Origin of the sequence: Rhodococcus sp. 14-1411-2a, from assembly GCF_002259485.1 — a bacterium.
Classification (GTDB): domain Bacteria; phylum Actinomycetota; class Actinomycetes; order Mycobacteriales; family Mycobacteriaceae; genus Rhodococcoides.
In genome coordinates, this window is record NZ_NPGA01000007.1 from 302,389 (window position 1) to 315,177 (window position 12,789).

Below are 12,789 nucleotides of genomic sequence, written 5' to 3' on the forward strand. Positions count from 1 at the left end.
TCTGCGCTCCTACATTGCGTTCGTCTACGTCGTGCGTCGTGCGATGCGGGCTTCCGCCGCAATTTCTTCCACGTCCAAGCCATTCAACACTGCCCGCAGAGCTTCGTCCTCCAACTCCCCCGAGTCGCGGGCCGCGATGAGTGCCGCTCGCTGCGCGACCAGGACGTTGTGCCGCAGCGAATCGAACAACGCTCCTGCCGCCGCGATTCGCTTCTCGCGATCCTCGGTCTCGTCGGCATCCAATCGAGCGCGCACCGAGCGTCGGACGCGCTCGATCACCTCCGCGACACGTTCGCTGTCCACTCCTGGAATTCCGTCCTTCGCCGCGCGCTGCAGATAGTCCTCCGCCGCGGTACGGGCGATGGCCTGCGAGAGCAGCCGCTGATTGTCGTTGCGCTGTTGCTCGAGTGGATCTGCGACGTCGAGTCGACGGATCAGCAGCGGAAGCGTCAGCCCCTGCAGCAGCAACGTCCCGACCGCGACGACGAAGGCCACGGCCTGAATCACTGCGCGGCCGGGGAATTCGTCGCCGAGCACGGTGGTCAGCGGCACACCGGCCGCCGCAGCGAGCGTGACCACCCCACGCATGCCCGCCCACGAGAGCACGAGGTTCTGCTGCCACGTCAATCCCGCTTCACCGGTCGCAGATCGTCGAAACAGCTTACGAAGCAGTATGTCTCGACCGGAGTTTGCGAAGATCCACGCTGGACGCACCGCTATGACCGCGACGAGCACCAGCAACGCATAGGCGAATACGTGGTGGACCGGCAACCCCTCACGCTGGACCTCTTCGATGACGAACTTCAGCTGTAAACCCATGTAGGCGAACACGAATGCTTCGAGCAGAAGATCCAGCGTTGGCCACACCTGCCGTTCCTGGACCCTCGTGGCCACCGAGACGTCGGCAGTGACGCGGCCCAGAACGAAGCCTGCCGTGACGACAGCGAGCACACCGGAGGCATGAATTTCCTCGGCCGCCAGATAGGCCGCGAACGGTAGGACGAGTCCGAGCACAGTTTCCAGCGCCGAGTCGGCGATGCGATTGCGGACGAAACGAACGAGGCGCGAGAGGACGAATCCGACCAGAACACCGCCGACGATCTCGTACAGGAAGAACAGCACCGGTGAGCCCAGTTCGATTCGACTGCCCGTCACCGACGCGACGGCCAGGGTGAACAGAGTCAACGCGGCCGCGTCGTTCACCAAGGACTCGCCGGTCAAGATCGCCATCATCCGCGCGGGCAGACCGAGTTTGCGGCCGACGGCGACGGCGGACACCGCGTCGGGCGGGGCGACGACGGCACCGAGGACCAGAGCCGCACCCAAGGTCAGCTCCGGAATCAGCAGATTGGCGAACCAGCCGACGGCCACCGTCGTCACGATCACCATGACCAGTCCGAGCCGAAGGATCTGACCGAGATTTCGCCGGAAGGTGACGAACGAGAAATCCAGCGCGGCGGAGTACAGCAGCGGCGGAAGCACCACGCCGAGGATCAGCTGAGGCGACAGGCTGACGTGCGGGACCCCGGGAACGAACGAGGCAATGGATCCGACGGTGACCAGGACAAGCGGGACCTGCAGATCGATACGCCTGGCGAAACCGGCGACTGCGATCGCGAAGATGACTACGAGAAGAAGAATCGGTCCGTCCACCCCGACGATTGTGCCGTCAGCCGCACCCCGGGGTACGACCGACGGCCACGATCACCGATGCGGAAGACCGAAAGGTCCTACTTGTCCGGAATCGCCTTCTTGACTGCGTCCTGAACCTTGTCGACCTTGTCGGAGTACTTCCCGCCGGTCTTGTTGTCGATGAAGTCCCCAGCCTTCTCCACGACGTCGTCGATCTTGTCCGAGTTCTCGGCCGCAAGGTCCTTGCCCTTGTCGACCATGCCCTTCAAATTGTCTGCGAAGCCCATGAAACTCTCCTGCCGGTCGGGTGCAACGGAACACCCGGAAGCCTACGTTTCGTTCTGCCGATTGCGTAGTACCGATCCGAATCGATGAGCCACCTCGACGAGCGCGATACCGATGCCGCCGATGATCAACGCACTGGTGGTGGCTCCGACGTTCGACGGATCGAGCTTGAAGAAGGTGCGGCAGAACGGGATTGCGAACAGCAGCAGATAGCCACCGACCGACCCACCGAGCAGCAGGATCTTCCACCAGTTGTAGGGCCGCGCGACGACGGCCAACACCCACAGCGCGATCATGATCAACGTGATCAGCGCGGTGGTACTGGCCTGCGTCACCTGGGTCTCGCTGGCGTTGGGGCCCGCGTAGACCAGCAGGTAGGAGACGAACGTGCACGAGCCGACGATCAGACCGGACGGGACGGCCAGCCGCATCACCCGCGAGACGAATCCGCTGCGCGCCCGCTCGTTGTTGGGCGCGAGCGAGAGAACGAACGCCGGGATGCCGATGGTGAACCATGCCGCGATCGTCACGTGCCGGGGCAGGAACGGATACGGAATCGGCTCGAAGTGGAAGATCTGCGAGAGCACACCCGAGAGCCCGATCAGAAACGCCAGCAACACCGAGTACACGGTCTTGGTGAGGAACAGATTGGAGACACGCTCGATGTTGCCGATGACGCGTCGCCCCTCCCCCACGACGTAGGGCAACGTGGCGAACTTGTTGTCCAACAACACGATCTGCGCGACGGCTCGGGTGGCCGCACTCCCCGAACCCATCGAGACGCCGATATCGGCGTCCTTGAGTGCGAGCACGTCATTGACGCCGTCGCCGGTCATCGCGACCGTGTGGCCGCGAGATTGCAACGCGCCCACCATCGCCCGCTTCTGATCGGGCCGGACCCGACCGAACGTGGTGGAGGACGCCACGGCGTCGGCCAGCTTGTCGGAGTCCTCGGGCAGATCACGCGCATCGATCGGGGCGTCGCCGCCCGGCAGGCCGAGCGAACCCGCGACCGCACCGACCGAGACGGCATTGTCGCCGGAGATGACCTTGACCTCGACGTGCTGGCTTGCGAAGTACTCCAACGTGTCTCGGGCATCCTCGCGCACCTTCTGCTCGAGAATCACCAGCGCACGCGGTGTCACCACACCGGGTGCCTCGTCGTCGTCGACCGAGCGGTCCGAGCTGGCGAGCAACAACACCCGGAGTCCACGCGAGCCTGTTTCCTCGGCGCGACGAGCAATGTCGGAGGAGGCGTCGAGCAACACGTCCGGTGCACCGAGCAGCCAGTTCCCGTGGTCGCCGTAGGACAGTCCGCTCCACTTCTTGGCCGAGGAGAACGGGGCCACGGCGCTCTGCGTCCACCCGGGCGCGTCCGGATACGCTTCGCCGACGGCCTGCACGCTCGCATTCGGCCGCGGATCGTCGTGCGCCAGAGATGCGAGAGCCGCTGTGACGGAGTCGGAATCGTGCTCGTCCATCAGCATCAACTCGGACAGCCGCATACCGTTCTCGGTGAGGGTTCCGGTCTTGTCCGCACACACCACGTCGACGCGGGCGAGGCCTTCGATCGCAGGCAGCTCCTGGACCAGGCACTGCCGTTGACCGAGTCGGATCACACCCACCGCGAATGCGATGGACGTCATCAACACCAGGCCTTCGGGCACCATCGGAACGAGCGCGGCGACCATACCGTTGAGGGCCGGCTTCAAAGCCTGACCGCTGGAGAACAATTGGTTGTAGATGATCAGCGCGCCCGCCGGAATCATCAGGTACGTGATGAACTTCAGGATCTTGTCGATACCGCTGCGCAGCTCGGACTTGACCAGCGTGAACTTGCTCGCCTCCTCGGCGAGCTTGGCCGCGTACGCATCTCGGCCCACCTTCGTCGCACGGTACGCCCCACTGCCTGCGACCACGAAGCTTCCCGACAGCACCTGCGTCGCTTCGAGTTTGTGCACCGTGTCGGCCTCGCCGGTGAGCAACGACTCGTCGACCTCGAGGCTTGCGCTCTCGATCACCTCACCGTCGACGACGATCTGATCACCGGGACCGAGTTCGACGATGTCGCCGAGCACGACCTCGTCGGGGGGAATCTGCTTCGAGACGCCCTCGCGTCGAACCTGAGGCTTGTTCTGTCCGACGATGGCCAGCCGATCCAGCGTGCGCTTCGCGCGAATCTCCTGCACGATGCCGATGCCGCTGTTCGCGACGATCAACAGCCCGAACATGCCGTCGATCACCGAGCCCGTCGAGAGCACGATGATCAACAGCACACCGAGGATCGCGTTGATTCGGGTGAACACGTTGCCGCGGACGATGTCGCGAACCGACCGAGAAGCACGGGCCGGAACGTCGTTGGATTTTCCCTCGGCCCTGAGCCTGGCGACGTCCGCCTCGGTCAGCCCGGTGTCCCGCTGAGCATCGGCCTCGATAGACATGCGTGCAGCTTAAACCCGCTCAGCCGAGCCGAGACCACCAGCGATCGTCGTGCAGGGTTCGGGTGCCGTCGATGCGCTGGCCCGGCATCGGTACCGCCACCTGCACACCGACGTCCTGCGCAGCGGCATGCAGCCGCACGATCGGCTCGGACCACGGATGGAAGGCGAGGTTGAACGTGGCCCAGTGAATCGGAACGAAGATGCCCGACGCCGTCAGGTCGATGTGCGCCGTGACCGCTTCCTCGGGATTCATGTGGATGTCCGGCCACCGGGCGTCGTAGGCCCCGACGGGCAGCAGCGTCAGGTCGAAGGGGCCGTAGTTGCTGCCGATCTCGGCGAACTTCGGTGTGTAGCCGGTGTCGCCGCCGAAGAAGACGCGTCGAATCGGACCGGCGAAGGCCCAGGACGCCCACTGCGTCGAGTCCCGGGTCAGACCGCGGCCGGAGAAATGCCGAGCCTCGGTGCACGTGACAGTGAGGCCGCCGATGTTGGTCTGCTCGTCCCAGTCCAGCTCGATGATGCGCTCGTCGGGCACCCGCCACTTACGCAGGTGAGCGCCGATGCCGAGCGGCACGACGAACGGAGCCGACTGTGTACTCGCCAGCTTCTGCACCGTCGCCTTGTCGAGGTGGTCGTAATGATCGTGGGAGATCACGATGGCGTCGACCGTCGGTAGGTCGACCAACTCGACCGGCGTCGGATGCAGCCGTGCCGGGCCCACCACCGAGGACGGGGACACCCGGTTGCTCCACACCGGATCGGCGAGGACGCGATAGCCGTCGACCTCGACGAGCACACTCGAGTGGCCGTACCAGGTGACGGCCAGCTCGCCCGCGTCCACCGGCGCGATGGGCGGCGCCAACGGAATCGGGCGTTGCGGCCTGCCCTTGCCGCGTTCGGTGATCAGCGAGACGAACATGTTCTGCTGTCCCTTCTCGCCGCGCCCCGGTACGTAGCTCGAGCTCGGGTCGGAGTTGTGGAACCGGCGATCGCGGTATCGCGGAGACCCGGCGGCATACGGAGTGATGTGCACGCGTCGGGCACCGATGGCCGACGGCAGACCCCACAGCGCACGCGCCAACCAGGCCCCGCTCAGTGCTGCCGTTGCTCCCAGAACGAACTTCGTCTTCGTCACGGCCACCACAGTAGGCGGCGCCGACGTCTTCGCAGCTCACCCGTAGTCTTGCCGTAGAATATTCGCGTCGGTTTTGCTGCTAGAAGGGGAGACATTGAGTACCGAACAGCTCGAATTCCAGGCGGAGACGCGTCAGCTCCTGGATCTGATGGTGCACTCCATCTACTCCAACAAGGACAGCTTTCTCCGTGAACTGATCTCGAACTCCTCGGACGCGCTGGACAAGCTGCGCCTGGAGTCGTACCGCAACAAGGACCTGGACGTCGACGTCTCGGATCTGCACATCGAGATCGACATCGACGCTGCGGCCCGCACGCTGACCATCCGCGACAACGGCATCGGCATGTCGCGCGCCGAGGTCATCGACCTCATCGGCACGCTGGCCAAGTCCGGCACCGCCGAGGTTCGCAAGAAGCTCAAGGAAGCCAAGGACGCGGCCGCCTCCGAAGAACTGATCGGCCAGTTCGGCATCGGCTTCTACTCCACGTTCATGGTGGCCGAGAAGGTCACGCTGCTCACCCGCAAGGCGGGCGAGAAGACGGCCACCCAGTGGGAGTCCACCGGCGAGGGCACCTACGAGATCACCGACGTCGACGACGCCCCGCAGGGTTCGTCGGTGACGCTGGCCCTCAAGTCCGCCGACGAGGAGGACCACCTCCACGATTACGCGTCCGAGCGCAAGATCAAGGAACTGGTCAAGAAGTACTCCGACTTCATCGCCTGGCCCATTCGCATCGACGTCGAGAAGCGCGTCAAGAGCGAAGAAGAGGGCGGCGAGGACACCGTCACGATCGAGACCGAGACGATCAACTCGCAGAAGGCGCTGTGGACCCGCTCCAAGGACGAGGTGTCCGAGGAGGAGTACAAGGAGTTCTACAAGCACGTCAGCCACGCCTGGGACGAGCCGCTCGAGGTCATCCCGTTCAAGGCCGAGGGCACGTTCGAATACCAAGCGCTGCTGTTCATTCCGTCACAGGCACCGTTCGACCTGTTCATGCGCGAGAGCCAGGCCGGCGTGCACCTGTACGTCAAGCGCGTGTTCATCATGGACGACTCGCAGGAACTGCTGCCCGAGTACCTGCGCTTCGTCAAGGGCGTAGTCGACGCAGCGGACCTCTCGCTCAACGTCTCTCGCGAGATCCTGCAGCAGGACCGGCAGATCCGTGCGATCCGTCGACGCCTGACCAAGAAGGTGCTCTCCACGGTCAAGGAACTGCAGAGCGAGCAGCCCGACAAGTACAAGACGCTGTGGTCGCAGTTCGGCACGGTCCTCAAGGAGGGCCTGATCTCCGACGCCGACAACCGCGAAACCCTCTTGGGCATCTCCTCGTTCGCGTCCACCAACTCCGAGGAGGGTGTGACCACCCTCGCCGAGTACGTGGACCGGATGAAGGACGGCCAACAGCAGATATACTACATGACGGGTGAATCCCGTCAGCAGATCGAGAGCTCGCCGCACATGGAGGCCTTCAAGGCTCGCGGGCTCGAGGTGCTGCTGCTCACCGATTCGGTCGACGAGGTGTGGGTCGGCAACGTCACCGACTTCGACGGAAAGTCGTTCCAGTCCATCGCCAAGGGCGAGGTGGACCTCGACACCGAAGAGGAGAAGAAGGAATCCGAGGCCAAGCGCGAGGAGCAGGACAAGGAATTCGCGGACCTGCTCACCTGGCTGACCGAGACCCTCGGCGAGGACGTCAAGGAGGTGCGCCTGTCCACCAGACTCACCACGTCCCCGGCCTGCGTCGTCGGCGACGAGTTCAGCTTCTCCCCGCAACTCGAGAAGATGTACAAGGCGTCGGGACAGTTCGTGCCGACCTCCAAGCGGATCCTCGAACTCAACCCGACCCACGATCTCGTGACGGGACTGAAGAAGGCCCGCGAGGATCGCAGTGACGATCCGCACCTCGCCGAGACCGCCGAATTGCTCTATGCGACGGCCCTGTTGGCCGAAGGCACCGAGCTCAAGGACCCGGCGAAGTTCTCGCGTCTGCTGGCCGATCGATTGACCCGCACCATCTGAGTGCCTGCGCCGCATGTGCGCACGAGACGATGGAGGACCCTCCCGCCATGACCGACGCACCACTGCTGATCGAGCGCACCGGGGACATCGTCGCCTGGACGTTGAACAACCCCCAGGCCCGTAATCCCATCTCCGAGGCGGAGACCATCGACGCCCTCGAGGCCGCGATCGCCGACGCGAACGGGGATCCATCGATCAGGGTTGCCGTCCTGACCGGTGCCGGTTCGGCATTCTCCTCGGGCGGGAACGTCAAGCACATGCGGGACAAGCAGGGAATGTTCGGTGGTAGCCCGGCCGAGTTGCGGCAGGGCTACCGCCACGGCATTCAACGAATCCCGAAGGCGTTGTATCACTGCGAGATTCCCACGATCGCCGCGGTCAACGGCCCAGCCATCGGAGCCGGTTGCGATCTGGCGTTGATGTGCGATCTTCGAATCGCCTCGACCACTGCGACATTCGCCGAGAGTTTCGCCAAGGTGGGCATCATTCCCGGAGACGGTGGGGCCTGGCTGCTCCCCCGGGCCATCGGCATGGCACGGGCGAGCGAAATGGCGTTCACCGGCGAGGCCATCGACGCCGCTACGGCATTGGAATGGGGCCTGGTCTCTCGGGTCGTCGAGCCCGAGGATCTGCTCGACGCTGCCCACGCGCTGGCACGGCGCGTGGCGGCCAACCCACCGCAGGTACTGCGTATGACGAAGAAGTTGTTGCGCGAGGGCCAGCAGCAGAGTCTGGAATCCTTGCTCGAACTCTCCGCCGCCTTTCAGGCCATCGCACACCACACCGAGGATCATTCCGAGGCTGTCGACGCGATGCTCGAGCGTCGCGATCCCGAGTTCCGAGGACGCTGACTCGCCAGGTGAGTGGAAACTCGGGCCCCACTACGAGTTTCCGCTCACCTGCGACGAAGTCGCTACTGCGGGGGCAGGATGTGCTCCCCCGTCTTGTCGGTGCTCAGCGACAGTGAACTGATGTACTGCTTCTCCCCGTTGGGCCCGGGCACGTTGGACGCGATCATGTCGGGTCGCTCGAATTCCATACCGCTGACGTGGCACATCACGAGTGCGTCGGACGGGTTGCCGTGCTCGTCGAACATCGGCAGATCGATGCCGTCATCGGTACGCCGCAGGTAGTACTTGCCCTTGGTTGCCACCGCCAGGATGGGCGGAAGTATCAGTGCCAGAACGAGAGCCACGATCGGCGAGTACGGTTTGATCGCCGGTCCGAATGCTCCGAAGAACACCAGAATCGACAGGATGGCCGACGCCGCCATCGATCCGAAGCCGACCGGATTGATGTTGTAGAGCATGCCGCGTCGAAACTCGGGGACCTTGGGTGAGAGCTTCAGGATGTACTTGTTGAAGACGATGTCCGACGCCACCACGGCGATCCACGCGATACCGCAGTTGGCGTAGAAGCCGAGGATGTCGTTGAGGAAGCTGAACATGTTGGCTTCCATCAGGATCAGCGCGATCGCTAGATTGAAGAGCACGAAGACCATGCGCCCCGGGTAGGTCTTGGTGATGCGGGTGTAGGAGTTGGTCCACGCCAGCGACCCGGAATACGCGTTGGTCACATTGATCTTGATCTGACTGATGACGACCAGGATCACCGCGAGGGTCATGGCGAGCCAACCCGGCATGAAGTTCTCGTAGATCTCCAGGAACTGGTGCACCGGCTCGTTGGCGATGGTGGATCCGTCGACCACGTTGGCGATCAGATACACGGCGAGGAACAGTCCGACGACCTGCTTGAGTGCACCGAAGATGACCCAGCCCGGACCGGCGAGAAGTACTGCGGTCCACCAGCGTCGGGAATTCTCGGGAGTCTTGGGCGGCATGAAACGCAGGTAGTCGATCTGCTCGGCGATCTGCGCGATGAGCGACAGGCACACGCCGGCCGCGAGCATCACCGATCCGATGTTGACCCCCTTGCCGTCGGCACCGTCCTGACCGCCGTAGGCGAAGAACTCGCCGACCGAATCGGGATTGCTGAACACGAGGTAGACGAACGGCAGCACCATCAGCACCAGCCACAGTGGGGTGGTCCAGACCTGCAGCTTGGCAAGGGCTTTCATGCCGTAGATGACCAGCGGGATGACCATGATCGTGGACACCGCGTAGCCGATGGGCAGCGGAATGCCCAGGCCGAGTTCGAGACCCTGCGCCATGATCGAGCCTTCGAGCGCGAAGAAGATGAACGTGAACGTCGCGAAGATGACGTTGGTGACGACCGATCCGTAGTAGCCGAAACCGCTTCCCCGCGTGATCAAATCGAGGTCGATGTTGTAGCGGGCGGCATAGTAGGCGAGCGGGAGCCCGGTCAGGAAGATCACGACGGCGAACACCAGGATGCCCCAGAGCGCGTTGCCGGTTCCGTAGGAGATTCCGATGTTCGCACCGATGGCGAAGTCCGCGAGATACGCGATGCCGCCGAGGGCGGATGTCGCGACGACTCCGGTTCCCCACTTGCGGTAGCTACGCGGCGCGAAGCGCAGCGTGTAGTCCTCGAGCGTCTCTTTCAGCGCGGTGTCTGTCGGCGCAGGCTGTACAGCGGTCATGGGTCAACAACGTAGAACCGCCACGTTGCCGCTATGTCTTGGAGAGATGTAGCTCCGGTTACTCACTCCGGCGATTCGGACATTCGTCCCCGTAGTCCCGCCGGCGAGGTTTGTCAGGCGACTGCGCGCGCCGCCAGCAGCGAGAAGTTCGACAGCTCGGCGCGCAGCATGTTCATCGCCCGGTGCTGGGCCACTCGCACGGCTCCGGCCGTCATTCCGAGCGCCTCGCCGGTCTGCGGTGCCGTCATTCCCCACACGACTCGCATCAGGATGATCTTGCGGTACTTCGTCGGCAGGGTGTCCATCAATGCCTGGGTGTGGCTACGCAGTTCGTCGCCGAGTGCAAGCTGCTCCGGCCCGGCATCGGTGGATTGCTCCTCCGGCATCTCGTCGATCGAGAACGACTGCCGCAGTACCGATTTACGGCCCGCGTCGGCCAGCTTGTGCGCGGCGATCCCGTACACGAACGCCATGAAGGGCTTGCCCATGTCGCGGTACTTGGGGATGGCGGTGACCAGTGCGAGGCAGACCTCTTGCACCACATCGTCCGCGGCGACGTCGAGATTCCCGATGCGAGCTGCGCAGTATCGACGAACCGGTGGCTGGATCAACACCAGCACCTGTTCGAGAGCGAGTCGATCTCCCGCAACGGCGCGGGGCACAACGTCCTCGAGCCTGTCCATGCCGAAACTCATGGCCGATCTCCTCACTGGCAACGCGCGTCCTCTCCTGAACGCTCACCAGTACTTCGGTGCCGATTCCCACCCGGCTTGGTCCGAGTGGGTACCACACCGAACAAAAATTGTGATTCAGGTAACACGGTGTGTCGGCGAAGCGAAGTACCGGACAACACCGTCGTCGCAGCACGTGACACTCACACCCGCGGAGCGCCGCCCATGAATACCAACGAGATCACCAGCGAGCAGAGCCATCAGGTCGGTCGCCGCAGCACCGTCGCTGCCGGCGACGGCACCGCTCTGGCGGTTCGCGAGTTCGGGCATCCGAATGCGCCACTGACCGCGGTGTTCGTGCACGGACACTGCCTGCGGATGCAGTCGTGGACCGACCTGCGTGCACAGGTGGAACACGCCTGGGGAGACGATGTGCGGATCGTGATGTACGACCACCGCGGGCACGGGGAGTCGAGTGCGGCCGCGCCGGAGAGCTGCACCATCGATCAGCTCGGTGAGGACCTGGCCGACGTCATCCGTGCGATGGTCCCGTCGGGACCGTTCGTCGTCGTCGGCCATTCGATGGGGGGAATGACGGCGCTCTCCTACGCCCGTCAGAACCCGGAGGCCATCGGCACGCGCCTGGTCGGAGTCGGTTTGATCGCGACGTCGGCGGGTGGAATCACCGACGACGGACTCGGCAGTGCCCTCGCGCATCCCGCGGTGTCGGTGTTCCAGGCCGCTGTTCGACGCGCCCCTCGACTGATGTCGGGTGCCAAGAGACTCAGTCGCGGCGTGTGGGCACCCATCGTCAGGACCGCGGGCTGCGGATCCCGAAGAGTCGGTCCGAGGGTGGTGACGCTGGCGACGGCAATGCTGGGCGAGACGTCCATCGTGACGTTGGCCGGCTTCCTCGGGGCATTCCGAGGTCTGGACGAGGTGGCCGGCCTGGCTACGCTCGCCTCGATCCCCACCCTGGTGTTGTGCGGCTCGGACGACCTGATGACACCGATGCGTCACTCGGAAACCATTGCCGAACATCTGCCCGACGCTCGCCTGGTGTGCGTCGCGGAGGCCGGGCACATGGTGATCCTCGAACGGGCCCACGAAGTGGCCGATGCCGTCGTCGAACTCGTGACGGCGGCTCGCCGTGCACACGTGCGAGATCTCGCCCTGGCTCGCTAGCGACAAGGACCTGCCGACGACTGTGGCCCGCAACGGAGGATCCGATGCGGGCCACAGCACTGCTGTACGAGAGTTACTTCTTGACGGCGGGAGGAGCGTTGAGGAGCTGGATGAACTGCCCTGCGTTGCCGGCGATGGCACCGAGACCACCGATGGCGGTTCCGGCGAGCGAAGCACCCGAGCCGAGAAGCAGTGCGCCGCCGACGCATCCGGCTACCGGTGCTGCACCGAAGAGCAGCAGGGCAGGCGCGGAGACGGTGCCGGCGGCGATGGCTCCGAGGAAGCAACCGGTGACCAGACCGGTTGCGGCTCCGAGGAATCCACCGACCGAAGCGGACAGGCTGATGTTGTCCTTGACGCCGGAGACCGCGGCGGGCAGGTCGACCTGCTGCAGACCCGGGAGAGAGGCGGAGACCGGCGTTGCCGCGGCAGGCGAGGCGTCGGCGGTCAGGGTGGCGCGGTTTCCGTCGATGACGGCGGCGACGGGGTGCGAGAAGCCGTCTGCGGCAATGGCCAACGGCACCGAGTCGACCAGCACACCGTTGGCGTCGCGGACGACGAGGTGGTTGTCCTCGTTGCTCAGGGTGCCGGCCGTCGTGTCGACGAGGACCTGGTTGCCGGCCTGGGTGACGTTCCACCCGACGGCAGCGGCGGGAGCCGGTGCCGGATCCGCATAGGCGGTGCCCATGGCGGTCGTCATCGCTGCAATGACCAATGCGGACGTTGCCGCGAATCGAGTCAGCTTCATGTTCCTCAGTCTTTCGTCGTGTCCATCACTCGATGCGAGCAGCGAAAAACTATGGGTGGAACACGCGGGTCAGGAGAACCGAAGATGAACGATCGGGGTCGAACCGAACAAC

At 64.3% G+C, this 12,789-nt stretch carries 10 protein-coding genes; 3 read left to right on the forward strand and 7 right to left on the reverse strand.

Annotation, left to right across the window (positions count from 1 at the left end; all coding sequences use genetic code 11):
* Positions 1-24: 24 nt before the first annotated feature.
* From CH291_RS03405 to CH291_RS03420, 4 genes are all read right to left on the reverse strand, one after another.
* On the reverse strand, positions 25-1,653 hold the full coding sequence (locus tag CH291_RS03405; protein ID WP_094686722.1) for a Na+/H+ antiporter: 1,629 nt from the start codon (positions 1,651-1,653) through the stop codon (positions 25-27).
* A 77-nt stretch (positions 1,654-1,730) separates the two neighbouring features.
* Positions 1,731-1,919, reverse strand: coding sequence for an antitoxin (locus CH291_RS03410; protein WP_068051116.1), 189 nt, complete (start codon positions 1,917-1,919; stop codon positions 1,731-1,733).
* 42 nt (positions 1,920-1,961) lie between these two features.
* Entirely contained in the window at positions 1,962-4,358 is a 2,397-nt protein-coding gene (locus CH291_RS03415) for an HAD-IC family P-type ATPase (protein WP_094686723.1), read from the reverse strand.
* A 19-nt stretch (positions 4,359-4,377) separates the two neighbouring features.
* On the reverse strand, positions 4,378-5,493 hold the full coding sequence (locus tag CH291_RS03420) for an MBL fold metallo-hydrolase (protein ID WP_094686777.1): 1,116 nt from the start codon (positions 5,491-5,493) through the stop codon (positions 4,378-4,380).
* Positions 5,494-5,587: 94 nt separating this feature from the next.
* Here CH291_RS03420 and htpG point away from each other — a divergent pair, with 94 nt between their 5' ends.
* Together htpG and CH291_RS03430 are read left to right on the forward strand one after the other, a co-directional pair.
* Positions 5,588-7,513, forward strand: coding sequence for a molecular chaperone HtpG (gene htpG, locus CH291_RS03425; RefSeq protein ID WP_094686724.1), 1,926 nt, complete (start codon positions 5,588-5,590; stop codon positions 7,511-7,513).
* 47 nt (positions 7,514-7,560) lie between these two features.
* A complete protein-coding gene (locus tag CH291_RS03430) occupies positions 7,561-8,364 on the forward strand; it encodes a crotonase/enoyl-CoA hydratase family protein (protein WP_094686725.1) in 804 nt (267 codons plus the stop codon).
* A 62-nt stretch (positions 8,365-8,426) separates the two neighbouring features.
* Here CH291_RS03430 and CH291_RS03435 read toward each other — a convergent pair whose 3' ends face one another.
* Both CH291_RS03435 and shbA read right to left on the reverse strand, forming a co-directional pair.
* Positions 8,427-10,073, reverse strand: coding sequence for a purine-cytosine permease family protein (locus CH291_RS03435; RefSeq protein WP_094686726.1), 1,647 nt, complete (start codon positions 10,071-10,073; stop codon positions 8,427-8,429).
* Positions 10,074-10,186: 113 nt separating this feature from the next.
* Positions 10,187-10,768, reverse strand: a complete 582-nt coding sequence (gene shbA, locus CH291_RS03440; RefSeq protein WP_068051103.1) for an RNA polymerase sigma factor ShbA — start codon at positions 10,766-10,768, stop codon at positions 10,187-10,189.
* A gap of 201 nt (positions 10,769-10,969) precedes the next feature.
* Here shbA and CH291_RS03445 point away from each other — a divergent pair, with 201 nt between their 5' ends.
* Positions 10,970-11,929: an alpha/beta fold hydrolase gene (locus tag CH291_RS03445; protein WP_094686778.1), complete on the forward strand. Its 960-nt coding sequence runs from the start codon at positions 10,970-10,972 to the stop codon at positions 11,927-11,929.
* A gap of 73 nt (positions 11,930-12,002) precedes the next feature.
* Here the strand turns inward: CH291_RS03445 and CH291_RS03450 are convergent, their stop codons facing one another.
* Positions 12,003-12,677 carry a hypothetical protein gene (locus CH291_RS03450; RefSeq protein ID WP_068051100.1) on the reverse strand — a complete coding sequence of 225 codons (675 nt, stop codon included), beginning with the start codon at positions 12,675-12,677 and terminating at the stop codon, positions 12,003-12,005.
* Positions 12,678-12,789: the final 112 nt, after the last annotated feature.

Coding starts and splice junctions, on each gene's coding strand:
- CH291_RS03430 (WP_094686725.1), top strand. CDS start 7,561: ATGACCGACGCACCACTGCTGATCGAGCGCACCGGGGACATCGTCGCC.
- CH291_RS03435 (WP_094686726.1), bottom strand. CDS start 10,073: ATGACCGCTGTACAGCCTGCGCCGACAGACACCGCGCTGAAAGAGACG.
- CH291_RS03450 (WP_068051100.1), bottom strand. CDS start 12,677: ATGAAGCTGACTCGATTCGCGGCAACGTCCGCATTGGTCATTGCAGCG.
- CH291_RS03410 (WP_068051116.1), bottom strand. CDS start 1,919: ATGGGCTTCGCAGACAATTTGAAGGGCATGGTCGACAAGGGCAAGGAC.
- shbA (WP_068051103.1), bottom strand. CDS start 10,768: ATGAGTTTCGGCATGGACAGGCTCGAGGACGTTGTGCCCCGCGCCGTT.
- CH291_RS03415 (WP_094686723.1), bottom strand. CDS start 4,358: ATGTCTATCGAGGCCGATGCTCAGCGGGACACCGGGCTGACCGAGGCG.
- CH291_RS03445 (WP_094686778.1), top strand. CDS start 10,970: ATGAATACCAACGAGATCACCAGCGAGCAGAGCCATCAGGTCGGTCGC.